23 protein-coding genes and 1 pseudogene are annotated in these 23,745 nt (G+C 36.2%); 13 read left to right on the forward strand and 11 right to left on the reverse strand.

Translation table 11 applies throughout. The annotated features are described in order from the left end of the window. Window positions 1-13: 13 nt before the first annotated feature. Window positions 14-1,090 carry a polyprenyl synthetase family protein gene (locus C6H08_RS06535; protein WP_034565504.1) on the forward strand — a complete coding sequence of 359 codons (1,077 nt, stop codon included), beginning with the start codon at window positions 14-16 and terminating at the stop codon, window positions 1,088-1,090. Window positions 1,091-1,103: 13 nt separating this feature from the next. After that, window positions 1,104-2,579: a glutamyl-tRNA reductase gene (hemA, locus tag C6H08_RS06540; protein ID WP_034565503.1), complete on the forward strand. Its 1,476-nt coding sequence runs from the start codon at window positions 1,104-1,106 to the stop codon at window positions 2,577-2,579. 189 nt (window positions 2,580-2,768) lie between these two features. Here the strand turns inward: hemA and C6H08_RS06545 are convergent, their stop codons facing one another. From C6H08_RS06545 to greA, 5 genes are all read right to left on the reverse strand, one after another. After that, window positions 2,769-2,990, reverse strand: coding sequence for a hypothetical protein (locus C6H08_RS06545; RefSeq protein WP_004084153.1), 222 nt, complete (start codon window positions 2,988-2,990; stop codon window positions 2,769-2,771). 29 nt (window positions 2,991-3,019) lie between these two features. Then, a complete protein-coding gene (gene gyrA / locus C6H08_RS06550) occupies window positions 3,020-5,515 on the reverse strand; it encodes a DNA topoisomerase (ATP-hydrolyzing) subunit A (protein ID WP_034580198.1) in 2,496 nt (831 codons plus the stop codon). A 320-nt stretch (window positions 5,516-5,835) separates the two neighbouring features. Then, entirely contained in the window at window positions 5,836-7,173 is a 1,338-nt protein-coding gene (gene hslU / locus C6H08_RS06555; RefSeq protein ID WP_034580197.1) for an HslU--HslV peptidase ATPase subunit, read from the reverse strand. Then, on the reverse strand, window positions 7,170-7,718 hold the full coding sequence (gene hslV, locus C6H08_RS06560; protein ID WP_004084149.1) for an ATP-dependent protease subunit HslV: 549 nt from the start codon (window positions 7,716-7,718) through the stop codon (window positions 7,170-7,172). The genes hslU and hslV overlap by 4 nt, the downstream gene beginning before the upstream one ends. Window positions 7,719-7,793: 75 nt before the next feature. Then, the gene (gene greA / locus C6H08_RS06565) at window positions 7,794-8,279 is read right to left on the reverse strand and encodes a transcription elongation factor GreA (RefSeq protein WP_004084148.1); all 486 of its coding nucleotides are present in this window, start codon (window positions 8,277-8,279) and stop codon (window positions 7,794-7,796) included. 103 nt (window positions 8,280-8,382) lie between these two features. On the opposite strand from greA, the gene C6H08_RS06570 reads away from it, so the two are divergent. The 8 genes from C6H08_RS06570 (at window position 8,383) to C6H08_RS06605 (ending at window position 16,069) form a co-directional block, all read left to right on the forward strand. Next, window positions 8,383-9,090 carry an alpha/beta fold hydrolase gene (locus tag C6H08_RS06570; protein ID WP_034565500.1) on the forward strand — a complete coding sequence of 236 codons (708 nt, stop codon included), beginning with the start codon at window positions 8,383-8,385 and terminating at the stop codon, window positions 9,088-9,090. 186 nt (window positions 9,091-9,276) lie between these two features. Then, window positions 9,277-10,317: a radical SAM family heme chaperone HemW gene (hemW, locus tag C6H08_RS06575; RefSeq protein ID WP_034580196.1), complete on the forward strand. Its 1,041-nt coding sequence runs from the start codon at window positions 9,277-9,279 to the stop codon at window positions 10,315-10,317. Window positions 10,318-10,389: 72 nt separating this feature from the next. Then, window positions 10,390-10,968, forward strand: a complete 579-nt coding sequence (dcd, locus tag C6H08_RS06580; protein ID WP_034565498.1) for a dCTP deaminase — start codon at window positions 10,390-10,392, stop codon at window positions 10,966-10,968. 234 nt (window positions 10,969-11,202) lie between these two features. Then, window positions 11,203-12,372, forward strand: coding sequence for a NifS family cysteine desulfurase (locus C6H08_RS06585; protein WP_034580195.1), 1,170 nt, complete (start codon window positions 11,203-11,205; stop codon window positions 12,370-12,372). A 366-nt stretch (window positions 12,373-12,738) separates the two neighbouring features. Continuing rightward, window positions 12,739-13,812, forward strand: a complete 1,074-nt coding sequence (locus C6H08_RS06590) for a hypothetical protein (RefSeq protein ID WP_034565495.1) — start codon at window positions 12,739-12,741, stop codon at window positions 13,810-13,812. Then, window positions 13,812-14,369 carry a hypothetical protein gene (locus tag C6H08_RS06595; protein WP_034565493.1) on the forward strand — a complete coding sequence of 186 codons (558 nt, stop codon included), beginning with the start codon at window positions 13,812-13,814 and terminating at the stop codon, window positions 14,367-14,369. The genes C6H08_RS06590 and C6H08_RS06595 overlap by 1 nt, the downstream gene beginning before the upstream one ends. Before the next feature lie 47 nt (window positions 14,370-14,416). Beyond that, window positions 14,417-15,391, forward strand: coding sequence for an iron-sulfur cluster assembly scaffold protein NifU (locus C6H08_RS06600; RefSeq protein ID WP_034565492.1), 975 nt, complete (start codon window positions 14,417-14,419; stop codon window positions 15,389-15,391). 240 nt (window positions 15,392-15,631) lie between these two features. Continuing rightward, entirely contained in the window at window positions 15,632-16,069 is a 438-nt protein-coding gene (locus C6H08_RS06605; protein WP_034565491.1) for a hypothetical protein, read from the forward strand. Between the two features lie 56 nt (window positions 16,070-16,125). Here the strand turns inward: C6H08_RS06605 and C6H08_RS06610 are convergent, their stop codons facing one another. Continuing rightward, window positions 16,126-16,824 (reverse strand): hypothetical protein, encoded by a 699-nt coding sequence (locus C6H08_RS06610; RefSeq protein ID WP_034580194.1) that lies wholly within the window; start codon window positions 16,822-16,824, stop codon window positions 16,126-16,128. 107 nt (window positions 16,825-16,931) lie between these two features. Between C6H08_RS06610 and C6H08_RS06615 the strand changes: the two genes are divergently transcribed. After that, window positions 16,932-17,450: a hypothetical protein gene (locus C6H08_RS06615; protein WP_034565489.1), complete on the forward strand. Its 519-nt coding sequence runs from the start codon at window positions 16,932-16,934 to the stop codon at window positions 17,448-17,450. A 409-nt stretch (window positions 17,451-17,859) separates the two neighbouring features. Continuing rightward, a complete protein-coding gene (locus C6H08_RS06620; RefSeq protein WP_080732270.1) occupies window positions 17,860-19,014 on the forward strand; it encodes a 4-hydroxythreonine-4-phosphate dehydrogenase PdxA in 1,155 nt (384 codons plus the stop codon). Window positions 19,015-19,123: 109 nt separating this feature from the next. On the opposite strand, the gene C6H08_RS06625 is transcribed toward C6H08_RS06620, so the two are convergent. From C6H08_RS06625 to C6H08_RS12560, 4 genes and pseudogenes are all read right to left on the reverse strand, one after another. After that, entirely contained in the window at window positions 19,124-19,999 is an 876-nt protein-coding gene (locus C6H08_RS06625; protein WP_324761517.1) for a glycosyltransferase, read from the reverse strand. Further along, on the reverse strand, window positions 19,971-20,189 hold the full coding sequence (locus tag C6H08_RS12315) for a glycosyltransferase (RefSeq protein ID WP_267892888.1): 219 nt from the start codon (window positions 20,187-20,189) through the stop codon (window positions 19,971-19,973). The genes C6H08_RS06625 and C6H08_RS12315 overlap by 29 nt, the downstream gene beginning before the upstream one ends. 225 nt (window positions 20,190-20,414) lie before the next feature. Then, window positions 20,415-20,960: a CZB domain-containing protein gene (locus tag C6H08_RS12555; RefSeq protein WP_411698102.1), complete on the reverse strand. Its 546-nt coding sequence runs from the start codon at window positions 20,958-20,960 to the stop codon at window positions 20,415-20,417. Continuing rightward, window positions 20,952-21,719: pseudogene (locus tag C6H08_RS12560) on the reverse strand (methyl-accepting chemotaxis protein); the annotation flags it as partial. The pseudogene C6H08_RS12560 and the gene C6H08_RS12555, both read right to left, overlap by 9 nt. Window positions 21,720-21,949: 230 nt before the next feature. Between C6H08_RS12560 and murA the strand changes: the two are divergent. Continuing rightward, window positions 21,950-23,230, forward strand: a complete 1,281-nt coding sequence (gene murA / locus C6H08_RS06635; RefSeq protein ID WP_034565485.1) for a UDP-N-acetylglucosamine 1-carboxyvinyltransferase — start codon at window positions 21,950-21,952, stop codon at window positions 23,228-23,230. 266 nt (window positions 23,231-23,496) lie between these two features. Here the strand turns inward: murA and C6H08_RS06640 are convergent, their stop codons facing one another. Further along, window positions 23,497-23,739 (reverse strand): cell division topological specificity factor MinE, encoded by a 243-nt coding sequence (locus C6H08_RS06640; protein WP_034565484.1) that lies wholly within the window; start codon window positions 23,737-23,739, stop codon window positions 23,497-23,499. Window positions 23,740-23,745 lie beyond the last annotated feature (6 nt).

The following is a 23,745-nucleotide window of genomic DNA, read 5'->3' on the forward strand; positions in this document are numbered from 1 at the left end:
ATAAAGGAATATAATGGAGCTTGATAGGATTGCAAAGCTTGCCACAGAGATGATTGCAGATATTAATAGCGATGAAGCGCTTACTTTGTATAAGCATTTAGAAAGTGGGAAAATGCTTCGATCTAAGCTTGTGTTAAGCATTGTTGATGGCGATGAGGCATATCGGCTTTGTGCGATTATTGAGCTTATACAAAGTGCGTCGTTATTGCATGATGATGTGATAGATTCAAGTGATTTGAGGCGTGGAAAGCCTAGCCTTAATGCACAATTTGGCAATAAAAATGCGATTATGCTAGGAGACATTCTCTATTCTCGTGCGTTTTTTGAACTCTCACATTTTTCAAAAAGCATCGCACAATCGCTATCAAAAAGTGTTGTAGAATTAAGCGTTGGTGAGCTAGAAGATGTAAATCTAGAACAAAGTTTTAATGAATATGAAGAAAAATATCTTAGCATGATAGGACATAAAAGTGCGAGTTTGATTGCTGCAAGTGCCGAATGTGCGGCATTATTAAAAGATGAAGTGAATTTAGATTCTAAAAATATGGATACAGAATCTAGCGGACAAAATGGAGGGATACTAGATTCTACGATGGCTTACCATGTTGAGTGTGCAAAAAACTCTAGTATAGAATCTAAAAATAGCTTAAATAAAGATGTTTTGCTTGACACGCAATATTACAAGATTCTAAATTCTAGCAAAGATATACACAAACTTTACTACGACTACGGCTTTAATCTAGGCATGGCATTTCAAATCATAGATGATATTTTAGACATTACACAAGATAGCACAAAGCTTGGCAAACCAGCCCTAAGCGATTTTAAATCAGGTAAGACAACACTTCCTTATATCTACCTTTATCATGCACTCTCAAAAGAAAAAAAAGCGTGGTTAAAATCACTCTTTAAACAAGATTTAAACGCAAAAGACGCACAAGAACTAAAAGATTTGCTACTAGATTCCCCATTGCAGAAAGCACGAGAAAAAGCATTGGAGTATGGCAATAAGGCATTACATATCGCTTCTGTGCTGAATAATCAAAAACTCTATGCCATTATGCAAGCTATGATTGAGCGAGATTTTTAATGAAAGGGATATGATGTATGCGGTTATAAGCTTTTCGCATAAAAATGTGGGTGTGGCTTTGCGAGAGAAGTTGCACTTTGATGATACTGATACCATTACGCTACTTAAACAACTAAATAATATCGATGGTATCCTAGAATCTATGCTGCTTGCGACTTGCAATAGATGTGAAATCTATGTGTATTTGCAAGGTATAGCAACAAAAGATTCTAAAGATCTCATTGTAACACAAAATGAGATTAAGACTACAGAATCTAATCATTACCATTTAAGACATGATGAAACACTGCATGTAACTTCTTGTCAAGATAAAGCTATTTTAGAAAGTAATGACAATCGGGATTCTAACTATCACGCTCTAACAATCTGCCATGAAATCATCGCAAAACTTGCAAATTTTAAGGGCATTAATAAGGACATTTTGCAGGATAACGCACATATTGCATTGCAAAGCCATGCGGTGCATCATGTATTCAGTGTAGCAAGCTCTCTTATGTCGGTAGTTATTGGTGAGACGCAGATTAGCGGACAGATGAAAGCCGCATATAAACTAAGCTATGACAATAATCTATGTGCGAAAGCACTCACAAGGCTGCTGCATTTTGCGTTTCGATGTGCTGCACAAGTGAGAACGCTTACAGATATTTCTAAAAATCCCGTATCAGTTGCTTCAATCGCTGTGAATCTTGGGCTTGAATATTTAGACAATACGCTTAAAAATGCAAAGATTCTAGTTGTAGGTGTTGGTGAAATGGGGCTTTTATGTCTTAAGAATCTAGCGAAACATGATGTAAATCTCACGCTTTGTAATCGCACAAAAACAAAGGCGCAAGAATTGCTACAAGCACATAATTTAGAACATGTTTCTTTGCTTGATTTTACTCTATTGCAAACACATATAAATGAGTATGATGTCATCTTTTTTGCGGTGGCAGGTGGTGTGATTGTAACGCATGAAATGCTAGAAAAAGTGGAGAAAAAACGCATATTTTTTGATCTCTCAATGCCTAGAAATCTCTCATTTGACACTGCTAAATTGCAGGCTTTAGGCTATGATAATATAGAGGTGATTGATGTGGATAGTTTAAAAAGCAAAGCAGCTACACACATTAACGCAAGAAAAGAGAGTGCAAAAATGGCGATGGGTATAGTCGGGCAGTTTGTGCTTGATTTTACACATTGGCTATCTGGGCTTGGCGTAAATCCTGTGATTAAGGCGATGAGAGAACAAGCAAAACTTGCAAGTTATAAAGAGATTAATCGTGCGATTAAAAAAGGCTTTATCCCAGAAGCTTTGAGAGAGAATGTTGAGAAATTATTGCATAGCACATTTAATGAGTTTCTGCACGCTCCAACAATGAAAATCAAAGCAATGGCAGATGATGAGAAGGCGGATTCCATGCTAGAGGCAATAGCAAATGTATTTGGCGCACAAGATAGAATCTTATTAAACCGCTATAAATGTGAATATGACATAACAAAGCAATAGACTTGCTATTGATGGAAACTTATTTAGTTTGTATTTACTTGTATGAAATCTCGTGGCTTTACATCTTCATGCTAATAGTCTTAATTTAAAGATATGAAAAATAATGCTTATAGCCTTTGATAAAGATAACACCAAATAAAGATATAAAAATCCTTAAAAGCTAGATTATAAACTCATTCTTAGAATGATTTAATTAAAGTCAAATGCCCCTTCCTCGCCTTTACTCATGCTTTCATAAGTGGCACTTACATATTGCTCTCGTATCGTGCAATCAAAAAGCATACTGCATGTAAAGCATGAGTTTATATTCTTACTGCTTTGACATTGTGTTAATGCCGCAAGGGCTTTGTTGTAATTTTCTAAAAAAATATCTTCATTTATTGTGTTTTGTGTTTCGCTAAAAAAGTTCATTCTTAAATCCTGTGTTTAGAATCTTATAATCATTCTGGAAAATTAAGCGTTGGTCCCGTGCTAGATTCGCTGTCTTCTTCACTCTCTTCTTTGTTGCAAATACTTGCAAATGCCACTTTATCCTTATTCCCAAGGCTAACGATTTTTACACCGCTTGTATTGCGTCCTGCTTCCCTTATAGATTCTAAAGGCACGCGTATCATCTTGCCTGAAGTGGTTAGCACCATTAAATCCATATTAGAATCATTTACGCTTAAAACACTTACAAGCTTACCTGTTTTATTTGTAAGCTTCATAGCAATGACACCTTTTCCACCACGATTAATCGTGCTGTAACTTCCTGCTAATGTCTGCTTACCAATGCCTAATTCACTAATGCTTAATAGCTTATCTTCATCGCCTTTAATCGTTGTCGCCGCGATAACGCTATCATTTGCTACTTTAAATTTAATGCCAATAACGCCCCTAGCAACCCTGCCAATATCGCGTATAGAATCTGCGGCAAAGCGGATACACTGCCCCTCTTTTGTAGCGATAAAAAGCTCTTTCACACTAGAATCTATAATGCTAGCACTGATGAGTTCATCATCTTCATCAAGATTGATTGCCCTTACGCCATTATTGCGGATATTTTTATATTCGCTTAGATTTGTGCGTTTTACAATGCCATTTTTTGTGAAGAATACAAGCGATTTATCTTCATTAAAATCACTTGTGGTAATGGTCGTCATAATCTTTTCGCCATCTTGCAAGCCTATGAGATTTACCACTGCTTTGCCGATTGCTGTCCTTCCTGCTTCTGGGATTCTATACACTTTTAGCCAGTAAAGCTGTCCGCGGTTTGTGATAAACATAATGGTATCATGCGTATTTGCTACAAAAAAAGATTGTATAAAGTCATCATCATGCGTATTGCCGCTGATTTTGCCCTTACCGCCACGATGCTGTTTTTCATAAGTTTTTAGCAACACTCGCTTCACATAGCCCCTATGACTCATGGTAACAACCACTGCTTCATTTGGGATCAAATCTTCTATATCAATAGCATCATAATTTTCTTCAATAAGCGTTCTTCTGGGGCTTGAGAATTGCTTCTGCACTTCTAGCAACTCTTCTTTAATCACACCATTAATCTTATCTTCACTTCTTAGAATAGATTCTAACTCAGCGATAAGGGCTACAAGCTCCCTGTATTCATTCTCTATCTTATCTCGCTCTAGTCCTGTTAAGCGTTGCAATCGCATTTCTAATATAGCTTTACTCTGAATCTCTGTAAGGCTAAAGCGACTCATAAGCTCACTTTGTGCTTTTTCTGGGTTCTCACTCGCACGGATAAGGGCTACAATCTCATCGATATTTTCAAGGGCGATTCTATATCCCTCTAAAATATGCACTCTAGCCCTTGCTTTCTCTAACTCAAATATAATGCGGCGGATAACAATTGTTTTTCTATGAGAGATGAAAATATCAAGTAATTCTAAAAGCGTAAATATCTTTGGCTCTCTGCCCTCAATAGCAAGCAGTATAATCCCAAAAGTAGTCTCCATAGCACTGGATTTATAGAGATGATTCAGCACGATTTCGCTCATAGCTTCTCGTTTTAGCTCGATAACTAGTCTCATACCATCTTTATCAGACTCATCTCTTACTTCAGCGATACCTTCTACTACTTTATCCTTTGCTAATGTGTCAATTTGTTCAAAAAGCCTTGCTTTATTCACTTGATATGGAATCTCATCAACTACGATAACATCTTTTGTTTTAGTTTTTTCTACATGCACTTTTGCTCGAATCTTAATCCTACCGCGTCCTGTCTTGTAGGCTTCAATAATGCCCTGTCTGCCATGTATAATGCCACCTGTTGGAAAGTCTGGTCCCTCAATTAAAGGCAATATATCTTCAATTTCACTTTGTGGATTATCGATTCTATAAATCAGTGCATCAACCACTTCATCAAGTCTATGTGGCGGGATAGAAGTAGCCATTCCCACAGCGATACCATTAGAGCCATTTACAAGCAAGTTTGGGAATCTAGTAGGCAGTATAGCTGGTTCTTTTTCAGAGCCATCATAGTTTGGGACAAAATCCACCGTGTCTTTTTCTATATCAAATAACATGCTTTCGCCGACTTTTGTCATCTTTGCTTCAGTATAACGCATAGCAGCGGCTTTATCACCATCAATAGACCCAAAGTTACCCTGTCCATCAACTAACTCTAAACGCATAGAAAAATCTTGTGCCATTCTCACAAGTGCATCATAGATTGCCGTGTCGCCATGTGGGTGATAGTTACCCATTACTTCCCCCACAATCTTGGCACACTTTTTATACTTCGCACTACTTGTAAGCCCTAGATTATGCTTCATCGCGTAAAGTATGCGTCTATGCACAGGCTTTAATCCATCTCTTGCATTAGGCAAGGCTCTACCGACAATAACACTCATAGAATAATCAAGATAACTCTCTTTTATAGAATCATCAATGCGAACAGGTTTAATTATCGTATTGTCTAGTAAATTATCCATATATTTGCTCCTTTAAAAGCTGTAATTGTATCAATTTCTTGCTTAATATCCTATGAAATTCAAAATCTATATGATGAGATTCTATATGATAAAAATAGCTTGTTTTGATACGAACTCTTTTTATACATTAATCCCATAGAATCCAAAATTCTTGTCATATTTGCAAGTGTGGGCAAGAGGCTCGTGCGAGTGCGTAAGCACGAAATATCTTTTTTTGGATTCCATATTAGATATTTCGCTACGCTCAATATGACAACTTATTGTAGAATCTTAAATCCTACATAACACATTTAAAATACGCTATCCTAACTCAGCAGATTCTACAAAATATATCTAGCTAAATCCACATTTTCTACTAAATTTTTAAGCTTTTCTTCTACAAGAGATTCTGTAATAACCACTTCTTGCCCCTTATAGTCTTCCGCACAAAAGCTAATATCTTCTAGCACTCTCTCAATTGTTGTATGCAATCTTCTAGCCCCGATATCTTCAGTCTTTTCATTCGCATGAAAGGATAATCTACTTAATGCCCTTAATGCAGAATCTTCAAATTTCAAGGTAATGCCTTCAACTGATAGCAATGCCTCATACTGCCTTATAATCGAGTTTTTTGTCTGTGTTAGAATCTGATAGAGTGCTTCTTCATCAAGCACTTGCAATTCTACACGCAATGGGAATCTCCCCTGCAATTCTGGTATAAGATCACTTGGCTTACTAAAATGAAATGCCCCCGCAGCGATAAATAGAATATGATCTGTTTTAATCTGTCCATAGCGAGTTTGCACGACACTACCCTCTACAATGGGTAATAAATCTCTTTGCACACCCTCTTTACTTGGGTCTTGTTTGCTAGAATCTTTTGAAGCCACTGCGATTTTATCAATCTCATCAATGAAGATAATGCCGCTTTGCTCTGCAAGTTTCAATGCATCAGTTTTTATCATATCAGAATCTAGCACAGCATTTTGTGCCTCTGGGCGTAACAGCTCTTTTGCTTCCTTAATTGTGATTTCTTTTTTGATTTTATCGCCTTTCATGTTTAAGGCTTTGATTAAAGATTCTTGCACTTTTATGATCTCTGCAGGTAAGTTTTCATCAATCTTTTCTTCTTGCTTGGCAATCTCAATCATTATTTTTGTATCATCCATTGCCCCACTTTTTACTCTTTCTTTCATCTTCTCAAAGCTTACATCATATTCTTGTTTTTTTTGTTCTGTAACACCTGCTGGTAGGGGTGGCAATAGCTTTTGTGTGATTCTATTAAGGATATAGTCATCTATTTTATCAGCAGAATCTTCTTTTTGCTTACTTTGCAATAGATTTACACTTGCATTGACTAAGTCTCTTACCATAGATTCTACATCACGACCGACAAAGCCTACTTCAGTATATTTACTCGCTTCAACTTTTACAAACGGCAATCCCATAAGCTTTGCCATACGCCTTGCAATTTCTGTTTTACCCACACCAGTAGAACCAATCATAAGGATATTTTTCGGCGTTACCTCATCTTGCATATCTTTTGGCAATTGCAGTCTTCTATATCTATTTCTAAGGGCTATGGCGACTGCCTTTTTTGCGTCCTTTTGCCCGATAATGTAGCCATCAAGATAGGATACAATCTCTCGTGGCGTTTGTGTAATAATTAATTCATTCATTCTGTAATCTCCAATAATTTAATATTTGTATTTGTATAAATGCAGATCTCTCCAGCAATTTTTAAGGATTCTAAAACTAGATCTTTTGGTGCTATATCGCTAAATTTATCTAAAGCCCTAGCCGCACTCAACGCATAGTTACCACCACTACCAATGGCTGCTATCTTACCATCTTCTGGCTCTACAACATCGCCTGTGCCACTTAGCACATAAATATGTGTAGCATTTAAAACTATCATCATCGCTTCAAGTCTTCTTAGATACTTATCCTTACGCCATTCTTTGCTAAACTCCATCACAGATTTTAATAAATCGCCTTTTTTACCCTCCAAGATTCTCTCAAACATATCAAAAAGGCTAAAGGCATCAGCCGTGCTTCCAGCAAAACCACTTAGAATCTTGCCATTATAAAGAGAGCGGATTTTTGTCGCATTGCCTTTCATTACGCAGTTACCAAAGCTAACCTGCCCATCTCCGCCAATCACACCATAGGGCTTACCATCTTTTTGTCCAACATACCCTAAAATCGTCGTCGCATGAAACATACTCTTCCTTTATGCTTTCTAAAAATAAAACAAATATTATACTATAAGCGATTAAATTCTTTATTCCTAACTCAACTACTCAAAGCTAATAGGTTTATACTCAATCTTTAGAATCTCAAACTCGGTCTCACCTGCTGGAAGATTTATAATCACCTCATCACCCTCTTCTTTACCTATCAATTCTTTTGCCAATGGTGAGTTAAAGGATATAAGCCCTTTTGAAGGATTACTTTCAGTCGTGCCTACAATCGTATAGACGACTTCCTTATCTGTATTAAGATTAAGGATAGTTATAGTGCTACCAAAGCTCACTTTATCATGCGGCAGGGTTGATGGGTCAATGACTTGTGCGTTTGATAGCATTTTGCTTAGTTCATTAATCTTAAATTCAATAAATGCTTGTTTTTCTTTTGCAGCATGATATTCTGCATTTTCTTTCAAATCTCCATGAGAGCGGGCTATATCTATTTCTTGGGCTACTTTTGGTCTTTGCACTTCTTTTAAGTCTTTTAATTCTTGTGTTAGTTTATTAAATCCATATTTACTCATTGGTTCTGTCATGTTTATTACCTTTTTCAAAAAATAAAAAGCATAATTATACAAAAAAATAGATAGAAAAAATGTTTTTATATTAAAATTAGCCTTTTAGATTGATGGAGTATTTATGGCGGCAAAAGAGATTCTATATCATAATAACAAGTTTCATATCGCCTATAATATGATAGATAATAACGCAGAAAAATATATCATATTTCTACATGGCTGGGGAAGTAATAAGGAACTTATGGCATTAGCATTTAATAAAGTTTTTTGTAACTATAATCATCTTTATATTGATCTGCCCGGATTTGGTGCAAGTCCTAATGAAGTCTTTTTAACTACACAAGATTATGCAAATATTATTTCACTCTTTCTACAAGCATGCAATATTGCTAAAGAAAATCGCATAATCGCTGGGCACAGCTTTGGCGGTAAGATAGCCTTATTGCTAGATTCTGAAATTATTTTGCTTAGTAGTGCGGGAATCTTACTGCCAAAACCACTCAAAGTAAAATTTAAAATAGCCACCACAAAGGTGCTAAAAAAGCTACCTTTAAATATAAACGCCCTAAGGGCAGATGATGCAAAAGAGCTAAGTCCTATAATGTATGAAGTCTTTAAGCAAGTCGTGCAAGAAGACTACGCCCCGCATTATGAATCTTTCAAACACAAGGCTACAATCTTTTGGGGAAAAGAGGATAATGCCACACCGCTTAGTGCATTTAACATCATTTACTCTCTCATGCCACAAGCAAAAACACATGTTTTAGATGGTGATCACTACTTTTTTTTAAAACAAGGTGAATTGATTGATACTTTATATCATAGCTAGATTCTAAATGATTGAGCGTTTTAGAATCTAAAACAAGTTGTCATATTGAGCGTAGCGAAATATCTAATACAGAATCTAAAAAAGATATTTCGTGCTTACGCACTCAATATGACAAGAATTTAGAATCTTAAGATAGAAACATTTGCATATCTTTAGATTCTGCAACTCACACAAAAAAGGATTTCTTTGCTTTTATACATACACATTCCATTTTGTGATTCTAAATGTGGGTATTGTGCGTTTTTCTCACAAGTCAATAAAGAGAATATGATTACGCCATATTTTCAAGCATTACTAAAGGATATAAAGCACACATTAAAGCATTTTAGTGTAAAAAAGATTACAAGCATTTTTGTTGGTGGTGGCACACCAAACTTTGTAGATTCTAAACATTATAGAGAGATATTTAAGCTTTTAACGCCATTGTGTGTGAATGATTGTGAGATTACTTTTGAGATGAATCCAAACTTAATTACACCCTCTTGGCTTAGTGAGATAAAGGAGCTTGGGGCTAATCGATTAAGCATTGGGGTGCAAAGCTTCTATGATGATAAACTGCAAATGCTTGAGCGAGTGCATAGCTATGATGATATTTGTAGGTCGTTTGATATCGTTTATAAACATATTGAAAATATCAGCCTTGATTTAATCTATGATTGCAAACTTGATACAAACAAACGCATAGAATATGAGTTAGAATCTGCCCTAAAACTGCCTATTAGCCATCTTTCTGCGTATAGTTTAAGCATAGATTCTAACTCTCGTTTTGGCGATAGAAAGGCTTATTCCCTGCAATCTAGGGAGAGTTTTGGTGTGTTTGTGCGTGATTTTTTACAAAAAAAAGGTTTTAGGCAATATGAAGTATCAAATTTTTCATATAAAAATAAATGCAAACATAATCTAGGCTATTGGAATGGAGAGGCATATCTTGGCGTTGGAGCGAGTTCTGTTGGCAGAGTAGATTCTGTGCGTTATTTTGCTACCCCAAATTTAGAGCAATATATCACTAATCCACTTCAAAGAAAAGAAGAAGTGCTAAGTCAAAATGCTCTCAATTTTGAGTCTATTTTCATGGGTTTTAGAAGTGAAATCGGTGTAGAAAAAAGTCTGCTAAATAAGGCAAAGCTAAAATATGTGATTGAGAGTAATTTATGCTATGAGTATGACAATAGAATCTATGCGAATGATTTTTTCCTTGCAGATTCCATTGCGTTATATCTTACTTGATTTTTCACATTTTGAGAGTGAATGAGATTTGTTTTTGCTATAATTCTTGGTATTTTTGATGGGTAGGTTATCATGGGTTTAAAGTCTGATTTGTGGATTAAAGAGATGAGTAACAAGGGTATGATTGAGCCATTTTGTGAAAAGCAAGTGGGGCAGAATATCGTAAGCTATGGGTTATCAAGCTATGGGTATGACATTCGCGTGGGTAGTGAATTTATGATTTTTACAAATATCGGTGCGACTTTGGTTGATCCTAAAAGCTTTGATGAACGCAATGTTGTAGAAGTCGATGCGAGTGAAAAGGGCTACTGCCTTGTGCCGCCAAACTCTTTTGCCCTTGCGCGCACGATAGAATACTTTAGAATGCCACGCAATGTGCTTGCTATCTGTCTTGGTAAAAGCACTTATGCAAGGTGTGGGATTATTGTAAATGTTACGCCTTTTGAGCCAGAATTTGAGGGGCATATCACTATTGAGATTTCAAATACAACGCCACTTCCAGCAAAGATTTATGCCAATGAGGGCATAGCTCAAGTATTATTTTTAGAGGGCGATTCGCCTTGTGAGATAAGCTACAAAGATAAAAAAGGCAAATATCAAGGACAAAAGGGCATTACACTACCTAAGGTTTTACACAATAAAGATTCATAGATACAACTATAGGATTTTTTAACACAGAATTCTATAATTCTTGATTTTATCCCTTGTAATGCCATACAAAATTTATTTAGAATCTCTATTGCATTAACGACAAACATGAGACATAATTTAAATGTGTAAATATTTTACACATTTAAATATATTTCCTAAAAACTGCCGATTTTGCGAGATAAAATAACACACTTTTGCTATATTTCTTTGTGTGAAATTTTAAAGTAGGAGATAATAGTGCAAAGGATTTATTTAGATAACAATGCCACGACAATGCTAGACCCTAGCATTAAGGCATTGATGGAGCCTTATTTTTGCGAAAAGTTTGGGAATCCAAATAGTTTGCATAAATACGGCACAGAGACGCACCCAGCGATTGCTGAAGCCATAGAGAAGCTATACAAGGGCATTGATGCGGACGATAATGATGATATTATCATCACTTCTTGTGCGACAGAGTCAAATAACTGGGTGATTAAAGGCGTGTATTTTGATGAGATCGTGAAAAAGGGCAAGAAGCATATTGTTACCACAGAGGTGGAGCACCCCGCAGTTAGGGCAACTTGTAGCTTTTTAGAATCTTTGGGTGTTGAGGTTACTTATCTGCCTATTAACGCACAAGGCACAATCACTACCGAGCAAGTGCGTGAAGCCCTGCGTGAAGATACCGCACTTGTTAGCATAATGTGGGCGAATAATGAAACGGGGCTTATTTTCCCCATTGAAGAGATTGGTGCATTATGCAGACAAAAAGGTGTGCTTTTCCATACTGACGCGGTGCAGGCTATCGGTAAGATTCCTGTGAGTGTGAAAAAGGCAAATGTGGATTTTCTAAGCTTTTCAGCACATAAGTTTCACGGACCAAAGGGCGTTGGCGGCTTGTATATTAGAAAGGGTGTGGAGCTAACGCCACTTTTGCACGGCGGTGAGCATATGCGGGGCAGACGATCTGGCACACTCAATGTCCCCTATATCATCGGTATGGGTGAAGCGATGAAACTTGCCACAGACTACCTAGACTTTGAGCTTACACAAGTTAGAAAGCTTAGAGATAGGCTAGAAGACGCGCTTTTAAGCATACCTGATGTGTTTGTTGTAGGCAGTCGTGAAAATCGTGTGCCAAATACGACACTCATCAGTGTGCGAGGGATTGAAGGCGAGGCAATGCTATGGGATTTAAACAAGGCTGGTATTGCCGCATCAACGGGCAGTGCGTGTGCGAGTGAAGACTTGGAGGCAAATCCTGTGATGGTAGCTATCGGCGCAGATAAAGAGTTAGCCCATACAGCCATTAGAATCTCTCTTAGCAGATTCACTACAAGTGAAGAGATTGATTATACTATTGAAGTGTTTAAGAAAGCAGTGGGGAGACTTAGGGCGATTTCTAGTAGCTATGAAAGCTAGATTCTAAGACATTCGCATTTGGGTATGCGATTTGTGCGATTATGGGGATTTTAGGATAGTCATTACCGCTTTAGGTAACTCCTACCCTAAAATCCCCATAAAGCCCACAAAACGAAGTTTCTTTAGAAAGCCATACAGCAACTGCTAGAATGTGGGTTTTGTGTTGTGTTTTTGAATAAAAGCGAATTTTATGTTTTTATCTCAAAGATAAAGATACTTCCGCAATGTGTTTTGATGTGCTAGATTCTAGAATCTAAGCGGTAAAATTTATACAACAAAAAAAGGAAAGAAAATGGCAAAGAATGATTTAATCAACAGCATATTTGAGATACATACCAAAAAGTAAAGACTATCAATGGATTAAAAATGACAGCAACTGATATGTATTTTGAGTTAAAAAATAATCATTCTTTAGTGCAGTTAGCCCATAAGCTAAATTTGCACACAGGCACGCTAAAGCGGTGGGAAGCACAGCATAAGATTCCGCAAGATTATTTGTATGACTTAAATTTTTTGCTTGGGAATAAGTATGAGATTCCAAAAAAAGATTACAGAAGCCATAATGAATTTTTTACAAAAAAAGAAGTGGCAAAATACTGCTTTGAATCTTTTTTACTTTTTTTAGAAAAATACAAGCTAGATTCTAAGCAATACACCTTTATAGAGCCTAGTTGTGGTGATTGTAGCTTTTATGATTTAATGCCAAAGGATAGGCGAATAGGGATTGACTTAGAGTTTAAAAATAAAGAGATTTTAGAATCTAATTTTTTAGATTTCACGCCAAAAAAAGGGTATTATGTAGTCGTTGGCAATCCACCTTTTGGGCTAAGGGGGAATCTTGCCCTGCGGTTTATCAATCACGCACAATTTGCCGATTTCATCGCTTTTATTTTACCCCCTTTATTTGATAGCGATGGTAAAGGTAGCCCAAAAGGCAGAGTAAAAAACTTTCAGCTAGTCCATAGTGAAAAATTGCCCCTAAATAGCTTTATCTATCCTAATGGCAGGGAAGTAGAAGTTGCGACACTTTTTCAAATCTGGGCTAATCATAGGCTTTTAGATTCTATGCAATTTAATAGAGAATCTAAAAAGACTTGTAAGGAATATATCAAAGTCTATTCCCTTAGCGATGGTGGCACGCCTTCTAGCACAAGGAATAAAAAAATGCTCTACATTTGCGATGCGTATTTGCCTAGCACTTGTTTTCATTCTCAAAATAAGCCGAGTATGAAGCTGTATAAAGATTTTGAATCTCTGCCGCACAGAAGGGGATATGGCATAGTGATTTTAAAAGATAAGGCTAGAGTAAGCAAGGCATTGCAAAGTATTGATTGGGTAAGGGCTAGTTTTTTAGGCACAAATTCTAGTCTTAATTTACGCACTTCTTTGATAGAGGATGCTTTAATACAAAAAGGATTCTATGATAAGGGGACAAGATAATGGATATTTTTGACATAGCTAGAGAGGTTTTTAGCGAGATAGAATCTGAAGTCAATCAAAGCACACAATGGAAGAGCGATTCTAAATATATTGCAATTAGGTATTTGCAGATTGATAAAAGGGGGAGTTTTGGAGAAAGGCTACTAAGAGATATTTTTGCAAAGGAGAGAAATATTAGCCTTGTGTATAAGGACGGAGACCAAGGAGATTGGGATATACAAATAAATGGTGTAAAAGTGGAAGTAAAAACAAGTAGCCTTGATGTGAATAAGAAATTCCAAAACGAACATATTAAACAGACTGATTTATGCGATTATATTTGCTTTATAGGCGTTGCACCTAATAGCATTTATATGAGACTTGAAAAAATAGATGAAATTGACTTTACCAAACTACACAATAGGGGTATAAGAGGCACTGGGACTGGATATAAATGGGATTTTAAAGCAGACGAGATGACAGAGATTTTTACGCGTGAAGATGTTGTAAAACTTTTTTATGACAAAATGGGGATAGATAAGAAAAAGATTAAACAAAAACTTAGCAACACAAGATAAAGTGTTACTAACTTTTTGTTTAAACATAAATTTGAAAGGAAAAGAAAATGGCAAAGAATGATTTAATCGGTGGTGCGTTATGGGACGCATATTCAAACAAAGTAAGTGAGAGAATGGATAATCCCACACATTTAGGCGTTTTGACACAAAAAGATGCTGATGAAAAGGGAGCAAAACTCATCGTAGCAGACTATGGCGCGGAAGCGTGTGGTGATGCGGTGCGATTGTATTGGCTTGTAGATTCAAATGATGTGATTATTGATGCAAAATTCAAAAGCTTTGGCTGTGGCACGGCGATTGCGAGTAGCGATATGATGGTAGAACTCTGCCTTGGCAAAAAGGTGCAGGACGCGGTAAAAATCACAAACCTTGATGTAGAGCACGCCTTGCGTGATGACCCTGATACGCCGGCTGTCCCGGGGCAGAAAATGCACTGCTCTGTTATGGCGTATGATGTGATTAAAAAAGCGGCGGGAATCTATCTAGGCAAGGACGCAGCGGACTTTGAGAGTGAAATCATCGTGTGTGAATGTGCGAGAGTTAGCCTATCTACCATTAAAGAAGTCATCAAACTAAATGATTTAAAAAGTGTAGAAGAAATCACAAACTACACAAAAGCAGGGGCGTTTTGTAAAAGCTGTGTGAAGCCCGGCGGGCACGAGGAAAGGGAGTATTATTTGGTAGATATACTTGCTGAAGTCAGGGCTGAAATGGATAAAGAATCTGTGAAAAAAGTCGCTGATAAAGGTAGCGAAATCGCATTTGCTGAAATGACAATGGTGCAAAAGGTAAAGGCGATTGATAAGGTCATTGATGCCAATATCCGCCCTATGCTTATGATGGATGGGGGCGATATGGAGATTTTAGACATTAAGGATACAAGCGATGGATTCATTGATGTGTATATCCGCTATCTTGGGGCGTGTAGCGGCTGTGCGAGTGGGGCAACAGGCACATTGTATGCCATAGAATCTGTGTTGCAAGAGCAGCTAGATTCTAAAATCCGCGTTTTGCCGATATGATAGGCTAGAATCTTATGCAAGGCTTTTGCTTTGCTGGGATTTTGTTTGTCAAATAATATATTAAAGCATAGAATTTAAGGCATAAGGGTTAAGGACGCTTTTAAACAAAATACGCTTGAATCTTTGTGCCTTAAAAAATAAAAACTCCTAGAATCTTATACAAGATTCTAGCTATACTTACGCATTTAGCCCACAAAGTCATTGCAAAACATAACCTTGTATCAACGCAAAAGGATTCCTATGTCATCAAACACACAGAAAGGGCAAAGAAAAAAGCTAGATTCTATCACGATTTTTCAGCTTAAATGGCTTTTTTATACTACGCTCTTTTGGGGTGGGCTTTTGGTTTTCAATCTCTGTGGAGAAGCTAGTCTTTTAATCTCTTATGGTATTTTTTGCCTCTTTTTTATCAGCAATGGAATCTATAAGAATAATATAAAAGCTTTCCTTATTTTTGCTTTTGTGTATATCGTGCCATTATTCACCCTTCGTATTGTGGGAAATTATAATTTTATGGCTTGTTTTTCTGTGCAAATGCTCTTATATAGCCTTATACTTACCATTCTTATTTTTAAGAAATACTATCGTCTAGCTTTCACACTTTGTGCGTATATTGCCTTTTATGCTATGGCATTACTACTTGGAGAATATCACCTGCTTGGGACTTTTTATAAGTGAGATATCTTATATCATGAAATCTGTTTTTTTCATAATTTTATATATCATTACTCAACCTACTCAAAATCCACATATCTCACCTTATTTTTACGCAAATAAAGCCATTCGCCATTTGCAAATACACTCTCAATATTTGAATCTTCTTTTAGTCCATACACTCTATTTATATTGACATAGCGATATAAGATTCCAAGTGATATAATATGGGCTTTGCCATTATCATCAATATAGAGAAATTGCGGATAGATTATTTGCTGAAATTTCATATTTCTATCTGTTAAGCCGCCGATTTTCTCCCTTAAAGATTGTGGTATTTCCACTGCAATATCAGTGCTATATGCACCGCTATAATAGGCATATCCATTGCTTAGAATCCTATCTTTTTGACTATTAATCACATCAAGCACAAAGAGCCTTTGAGCGTTTTTCTCACTATAATAGCCACTATGTTTATATGCAAGTTTTAGGTAATGTTCCCTTTTTTGTAACCATAACTCATTTTTATTATGCTTTATTTGCGAATAAATCTTTTCTTCTAGTTTTAGATTTTCTGCTTTAGTATCTTTAGAATCCTTTTGTTTTTGCATGATTTCATCATATAGAGCTTTATTTAATACATAAGTGCCACTATACTCTTTTGAGTATTTTCTAGCTTTGTAATATTGCGGGTCAAATACATAAAAAGTGCAACCACAAAATATAAATACACTAAACAAAAGAGAGATTCTAACACTATAAAAAAGTAGAGTTTGCATACATACCTTTCCGCAAAATATAAAATGCAATCATAGCAATAAATACTGCAAAAATGCTTTATTTTCGTTATAATAAAAACTTTATTTTAATAAAAAAAGGTGTGTCTATGTCGTATTTTAAGAAAATTGCATGTGGTTTTAGTTTATGTTGCGTGCTGGCTGTTTCGAGTTTTGCGGAGTCTGGTGGTGATAAATTGACGACTTTAGAAGCTACACGCACAAAAGTATTTGAGATTCTCTATCCGCAGCAGCTAAAGACATTGGAGCAAAAAAGGGCTTTTCTAAAAAAGCATTATAAATCTGGTGAAGAGTATGAGACCTTTATCTTCCCAAATCAAACAATAGAGAGTGTGTATAACGCCTATATCACAGCACACCCAAAAGATAGCTTTGGGTCTAGCATATTGCATAAGGAATTGCCAAAGATGAATAAGGCTTATAGGGCAGATAGCAATGAAGATCGTATGGGCTATGTGCTTATGTATATTTGGAGTGGGGATAGAAAGCTATCTATCACAAATACAAGGATAGAAGATGATAATCTTTGCGGTAAAGAACTCTTAGAGTTTGAAGAGCAAAAAGGGCAGACGATTCTAAAATCAAGCTTTGAGCAGTATTGTTTCTAACTAAAGAAAGAGTATGAGAGATCAGAATCTAAACGCTTTATTGCATACAGATAGCCTAGATTTAAACGCAAATCGTGATGAGATAAGTGAGACTTTGCAGTCTTTAAATACGCTTGAAAATCTAGAATCTTTGCAACAAAATACAGATTCTAAAAAGCAAGATTCTATCAATAGAATAGAATCCATAAAAAGATTAGAAACTAGTGTAGCACAAAAACACCCCATAAAAGATTCTTTAATAAAAGATAGAGATTCTAAAGCGATAAATCTATCAAAAACCCTGCATTCATTAGAGACAGAAGCACTCATTCATAGCACAAAAAATCCATACATAAACGCTGCAAAAGATTTAGCAAAAAATCCCAAAAATACACAAAAGCGAGATGAAGATATAGAATCAAAAAGGCTAGTGTATGTATCAGTTGGGGATATTAATGGCATTGGGCTAGAGCTTATTTTACGCAATCATGCAGAAATTGCGGCGTATTGCAAACCTATTTATTGCATAGATTTTGAAGTGTTGGAGTGTGCGGCAAAAAAGTTAGCCCTGCAGATTCCAAAAGATATGTATATCCACCCGCTTAATATGCAAGATATTTTTGATGATGAGATAATAAAAGCAGGGCAAATATGTGCTAAAAGTGGGCTTTATAGCTTTAAGTCGTTTGAGAAGGCACTAGAGCTTTGCATAAAGCATAATGCTAGTCTTGTTACACTGCCTATACATAAATATGCGTGGCAGCTAGCGGGTATAGAGTATGCTGGGCATACGCAGTATTTGCGACATAGATTCCAAAAAGAAGCGATTATGATGCTTGGCTGCAAGGAAATGTTTGTCGCACTTTTTACCGATCATATCCCCTTAAGCAAGGTTTCAGGCTTGATACAAAAAGAGAGGCTTTTGCAATTTTTTAGGGATTTTTATCATGCTTATAGTTGGCTTTTTGCACCAATACAAAAGGTGCAAGGATTAAAAAATGATACAGAAACTAAAGATTCTAAAAACATTCAATTAGAATCCTTGCAAGAACTCTCTTCAAACACTTTAAAGCAAAATGCGATTAATGCAAATTTAGTTAAACGACTGCTTTATGATGAAAAAACTACTATAGAAAAAATAGAAAAAACACAAGATTCTATACAGAATAATCACTCAACACAAATTAAAAAAGAGTTAAAAATAGCAGTCTTAGGGCTTAATCCACATGCAGGTGATAATGGCGTATTGGGACATGAAGATATGATTATTAATGAATGTATAGAAATTATAAATAAAGAGATTGGTGCTGAAGTCTTTATTGGCTCTATTGCCCCAGATTCTGCATTTATCCCGCACAATAGAGAAAAATATAGTATATTTATCGCAATGTATCATGATAGTGGATTAGCCCCACTTAAAGCACTCTATTTTGATAGAAGCATTAATGTAAGTCTAAATCTTCCCATATTACGCACAAGCCCAGATCATGGCACATGCTTTGATAAAGCCTATCAATCAAATAATAACATAAGCATGGAAAGCTATCTTGAAAGTTTTAGATTCTTATTTCAGGGGAATGTGTAAAAGTAAAGATTAAAACGAGTTTGCGTGATGATTTTACCATGTATAAAATAGTGCTTTAGATATGATTAGACACAATATATTGTTTAGATTACAAAAATAAAGAGATAGGCTAAATTATCTCTTCAACAAAATATCGTGGTCGCCGCTTAGATTCTGCATAAATCTTGCCGACATACTCGCCAATAATCCCAAGACTTAAAAGCTGAATCCCACTAAAAAAGCATAAGGGAATAATCGTAGAAGCCCAGCCATACACCACACCATCGGTAAAAAGCTTCACAAAAAGAGCGTAACAACCAAGTGCGATGGAAAGTATAAAAAACACAATGCCTAGCACACTCACAAGCCGCAAAGGCACAACGCTAAAGCTTGTTATGCCATTCCACGCGAAAGATAGCATTTTGCCTAAAGGATACTTTGACTCTCCGGCAAAACGCTCTAGCCTATCATACTCTACTACTGCCGTTTGAAAGCCTAGCAAAGGCACAATACCACGCAAAAATAGATTCACTTCACTGAATCTTAGCAGAGCCTTAATAGCCCTATTTGAGAGCAGTCTATAATCAGCGTGATTATAAGTGATTTTCACACCCATAATCTCCATAAGTCTATAAAAACCAAGTGCGGTATGCTTTTTAAAAAAGCTATCTTTCTGCCGCGATTTTCTTACGCCTAAAATGACTTCAGCCCCCATTTTTGCCTTTGCTACAAATTCATCAAAAACACTAATATCATCTTGCAAATCACAATCTATACTGATAGCACAATCGCATTTATCCGCCACATATTCTAGCCCTGCTAAAAGGGCGTTTTGATGTCCGCAGTTGCGTGAGAGTTTTAAAGAGATGATTTTAACCTTATTGTTTGTTGTAGATTCTGTAAGATTAGATTCTGCTGTATTATCTAAAGAGATATTTAAAGTATCTTTATGTTTGCCTATATCGATCTTAGCTATATCAGTGGGGGGGGGGGGTAAATGTTGTATTTTTACTGCTTAAATCTTTCAAAATAGACCAAGTGTTATCCTTGCTACCATCATCTACAAACACACAAAAGCTGTTTTTAGAAATACTTCTAGAATCTATGAGTTGCTCTAACTTTTTAGATATAGTTTTATGAGTTTCTTGCAACACCGCTTCTTCATTATAGCAGGGAATAACTATTGCTAACACCATGTTTTAATCCTACTTGGTTTATTTATTCATATCTTGGTTGTATCAACTAAAATTAACTTCTAAATTTTACTACATTTTCATATATATTCGAGGCTATGAAATTTAACAATTACGCCAGATTTCGCAATCCTAAATAGCCCCTTGATATTGAAAGAAAAATTAGATTTACACCGCATTTAACACGAAAGATAGAAGTAAAAAGTGCTTATCTTGGAGACACCAATTTTACTCATTGCAATTTGAGCCACACAGATTTCTTAACTCGCTATTTTTCTCATTAAGCATGTTATCAATTTCACGCACAACGCCTTTTGTGCCTTCTTCAAATATGCTCAGATTTTTATCTACAAAATCTTTGCTTACCATTTGTTTTTCTTTCATAGGCACAGCAATTGCATTTGCATAAGAATGCACGGTTGCATGCTCTTTTTCCAAGTCTTTATAGCCTTGAGTATCTCTAAAGTTTTTATGTCCATCACCTTCATAATACCATTTACCAAGACGACAACCCTTATGGTCTGTGATACCAAACTCATCGGAAGTGCCAAGTATGAATGAGTAGAGATTATTTTTGTAAATCACATGGTCTAATTTCGCAAGAGAACAGAACACAAGATTGTTTATAATGCTAAGCATGTATTTGGATCTAACAGAAGATGATGATAAGTCTTGCATCATACCTACTATATCATCAACATTGCAACGCATAGATTCTGAAATCGTATTAATCTCTTCGGTATTTACATGTATATCGCCGCTTTCTTGCTGCATTGCTTTTACAACGATTGCAATATCTTTTGTGGCTTTTTGCGTTTTCTCTGCAAGCTTTCTCACCTCATCTGCAACAACTGCAAAGCCTCTGCCATGCTCTCCAGCCCTTGCTGCTTCAATTGCTGCATTCAATGCTAGTAAGTTGGTCTGCTCTGCAATATCATCAATAAGTGAAATAACATTTGTAATGTCATTGCTTCTTCCGCTAAGAGATTGTGCTAAGGTCTGTGCATGCTGCATTTTATCGCATAACTCACCAATGTCAGACAAAGACTTTCTTGTGATATCAAGCCCTTGTTGAGAAATGTCTGCTGCCGCTTCTGAGCTTTTTAGAATCTGTCCTAAGTCATTAAAGATTGCAACAAAGGATTCTTGTGCTGCACCAAGCCCACCCTTTAGGGCAACATGATGCAAATGCATAATATCAAGCCCACCTAAATCCTTATCTCTAAACGAACATTTTTTGAGACAATATAAGTCTGTATCCTGCACTCTCTTATGTTTTGCTATGTAGGACACATCATCTAGCGTTATAACCGCACTTTTATTTGCTAATTGTGTCAATAAGGACTTTGTATCCTTTATAGACTCTGCGTTTGTATTGCGAAAAACGATTTCACCCTGAGAGATACCAAAAATAATCTCTTCAAATGCAAATGCGCTCACTTGACGATAAAATTCAACCTCTTGTGCCAAAGCTTTATTCTCTTGTTCCTTAGTTTGCAACTCTTGTCGCAATGTTTTTGAAGATGAAAACATACAAAATTACCTTAAAGATTAAAATAAATTCCCGCATTTTATCACAATTTTATTGTTTTGTGTAATTTCAACACAAATATTTATTTTTTTACTTTAGCATTCATTATATTATCTTTGAGATTGTTTTATTTTGCAAGTTGGATTCCAAATAGACTTGTATTATAGATTCTATTAAAATATGCTACAATAGCGACTTTTATCATACATATTGGAATCAAAAGGGCTTTTTTATGGATTATTTAGAAATTGAAGGCGGAAGCACATTGCATGGGAGTGTGAGAATCTCTGGTGCAAAAAATGCAGCATTGCCACTACTTGCTCTATCACTGCTTTCTAGGCAGCCTATGGAGTTTTATAATCTACCTGAAGTTGCTGATATTAATACTTTTATGCGTTTGCTTACAATGCTTGGGGCAAATATTACAACAGAGGGCAAAGGACATAGAATCATAGATACTACAAGTGTGAATGACACAAAGGCAGTATATGATATTGTGCGTAAAATGCGTGCTTCAATCCTTGTTTTAGGACCGCTTTTAACGCGTTTTGGGCATTGCGAGGTGAGTTTGCCCGGAGGTTGTGCGATAGGGGCTAGACCCGTTGATTTACATATAAAAGCTATGCAAAAGCTTGGGGCAAATATAGAGGTGCAAGGGGGCTATATCATCACTCATGCAAAAGATGGGCTAAAAGGTGCTGATATAGTGTTTGATAAGATAACCGTTACAGGCACAAGCAATGTAGTCATGGCAGCCGCCCTTGCAAAAGGCAAAACGCGTATTATTAATGCGGCAAAAGAGCCAGAAGTCGTGCAGTTATGTCAAATATTGCAAGAGAGTGGATTGCAGATACAAGGCATTGGCACTTCAGAGATTATTATCGAGGGGAGGGGCGGGGAATTACTTGATTTAAAACCAACTAGAGTGATACCAGATAGGATTGAAGCGGGGACTTATCTGTGTATTGGCGCGATTACAAACTCACAGATTACGCTACATGATGTATGTGAAGACCATATTGAAAGCATTGTGCTGAAGCTACATGAAATAGGTTTTGAGACAGAGTTTTGCTCTAGTGATACAAACAAAGCGATAACGATATATCCATGCAAGACCCCGTTAAAAGCATTCCGCATTACAACAACAGAATATCCGGGCTTTCCGACTGATATGCAAGCACAATTTATGGCTTTAAGCACACAATGTAATGGATCAAGTTTTATTAAAGAAACTTTATTTGAAAATCGCTTCATGCATGTAAATGAGTTACAAAGACTAGGTGCAAATATAGCTATCGATGGCAATGTCGCACAGATTAATGGGAAAAGCGAACTCATAGGTGCAGATGTGATGGCAACAGATTTGCGTGCTTCATCTGCCCTTGTGCTTGCCGCTCTTGTAGCAAAAGGTATCACTAGAGTGCATAGAATCTATCATTTAGACAGAGGATATGAGCAACTTGAAGTAAAGCTTAGCTCACTTGGTGCAAAAATACGCCGCTTGAGCGAATAGCGAAAAAGTAATCAATCGGGTTAGTGCTATTATGTTGTAGTATTACCTTGGCACTTCTTTTAAACCTATATCTTGTAAAAAGAATACTTTAAATATTTTGTACTGGAGACTAAGAGTTATTCTGCAGTATAAGGGAAATATATTGTCTAAACTTCTGTTGAAAATATAGAAAATTTATAACATTCTGATTTTTAGAATCTTGTTTTTATTACAATTACCACTTGTATGCCAATTTTATAGTCTAAAACTCTAAAAACTAATAAAGATTATTGTTCGTCCTTTCCAATGTAAATTTTAACATCAAGGGTATTATCCCTATGTGCTGTTGCATTGACTACGATATGTGGTGTTTTGGCATATTGTTTCATGAGGTTTGCAATATCTTTTTTGAGATTATCAAGGTAGTTAATCTGCAAACCTCTTTCATTCATTAACACATTATTTAGTCTATTTTTTGCAAGTGTGGCGGTACCGCTACTTTCACTTTTGTTTCTAAAAAGAAATAACATAATAGC

Source organism: Helicobacter bilis (assembly GCF_900198365.1).
GTDB classification, from domain to species: domain Bacteria; phylum Campylobacterota; class Campylobacteria; order Campylobacterales; family Helicobacteraceae; genus Helicobacter_A; species Helicobacter_A bilis_B.

What these genes read in the sequence shown, in the direction of transcription:
- hslU (WP_034580197.1), bottom strand. Translation starts at nt 7,173, where the DNA reads ATGAATGAATTAATTATTACACAAACGCCACGAGAGATTGTATCCTAT.
- C6H08_RS06615 (WP_034565489.1), top strand. Translation starts at nt 16,932, where the DNA reads ATGTCGTATTTTAAGAAAATTGCATGTGGTTTTAGTTTATGTTGCGTG.
- hslV (WP_004084149.1), bottom strand. Translation starts at nt 7,718, where the DNA reads ATGTTTCATGCGACGACGATTTTAGGGTATGTTGGACAAAAAGATGGT.
- greA (WP_004084148.1), bottom strand. Translation starts at nt 8,279, where the DNA reads ATGACAGAACCAATGAGTAAATATGGATTTAATAAACTAACACAAGAA.
- C6H08_RS12555 (WP_411698102.1), bottom strand. Translation starts at nt 20,960, where the DNA reads ATGCAGCAAGAAAGCGGCGATATACATGTAAATACCGAAGAGATTAAT.
- hemA (WP_034565503.1), top strand. Translation starts at nt 1,104, where the DNA reads ATGTATGCGGTTATAAGCTTTTCGCATAAAAATGTGGGTGTGGCTTTG.
- C6H08_RS06545 (WP_004084153.1), bottom strand. Translation starts at nt 2,990, where the DNA reads ATGAACTTTTTTAGCGAAACACAAAACACAATAAATGAAGATATTTTT.
- C6H08_RS06595 (WP_034565493.1), top strand. Translation starts at nt 13,812, where the DNA reads ATGGATATTTTTGACATAGCTAGAGAGGTTTTTAGCGAGATAGAATCT.
- C6H08_RS06610 (WP_034580194.1), bottom strand. Translation starts at nt 16,824, where the DNA reads ATGCAAACTCTACTTTTTTATAGTGTTAGAATCTCTCTTTTGTTTAGT.
- C6H08_RS06590 (WP_034565495.1), top strand. Translation starts at nt 12,739, where the DNA reads ATGACAGCAACTGATATGTATTTTGAGTTAAAAAATAATCATTCTTTA.
- C6H08_RS06605 (WP_034565491.1), top strand. Translation starts at nt 15,632, where the DNA reads ATGTCATCAAACACACAGAAAGGGCAAAGAAAAAAGCTAGATTCTATC.
- C6H08_RS06535 (WP_034565504.1), top strand. Translation starts at nt 14, where the DNA reads ATGGAGCTTGATAGGATTGCAAAGCTTGCCACAGAGATGATTGCAGAT.
- C6H08_RS06570 (WP_034565500.1), top strand. Translation starts at nt 8,383, where the DNA reads ATGGCGGCAAAAGAGATTCTATATCATAATAACAAGTTTCATATCGCC.
- murA (WP_034565485.1), top strand. Translation starts at nt 21,950, where the DNA reads ATGGATTATTTAGAAATTGAAGGCGGAAGCACATTGCATGGGAGTGTG.
- dcd (WP_034565498.1), top strand. Translation starts at nt 10,390, where the DNA reads ATGGGTTTAAAGTCTGATTTGTGGATTAAAGAGATGAGTAACAAGGGT.
- C6H08_RS06640 (WP_034565484.1), bottom strand. Translation starts at nt 23,739, where the DNA reads ATGTTATTTCTTTTTAGAAACAAAAGTGAAAGTAGCGGTACCGCCACA.
- gyrA (WP_034580198.1), bottom strand. Translation starts at nt 5,515, where the DNA reads ATGGATAATTTACTAGACAATACGATAATTAAACCTGTTCGCATTGAT.
- C6H08_RS06600 (WP_034565492.1), top strand. Translation starts at nt 14,417, where the DNA reads ATGGCAAAGAATGATTTAATCGGTGGTGCGTTATGGGACGCATATTCA.
- C6H08_RS12315 (WP_267892888.1), bottom strand. Translation starts at nt 20,189, where the DNA reads ATGGTGTTAGCAATAGTTATTCCCTGCTATAATGAAGAAGCGGTGTTG.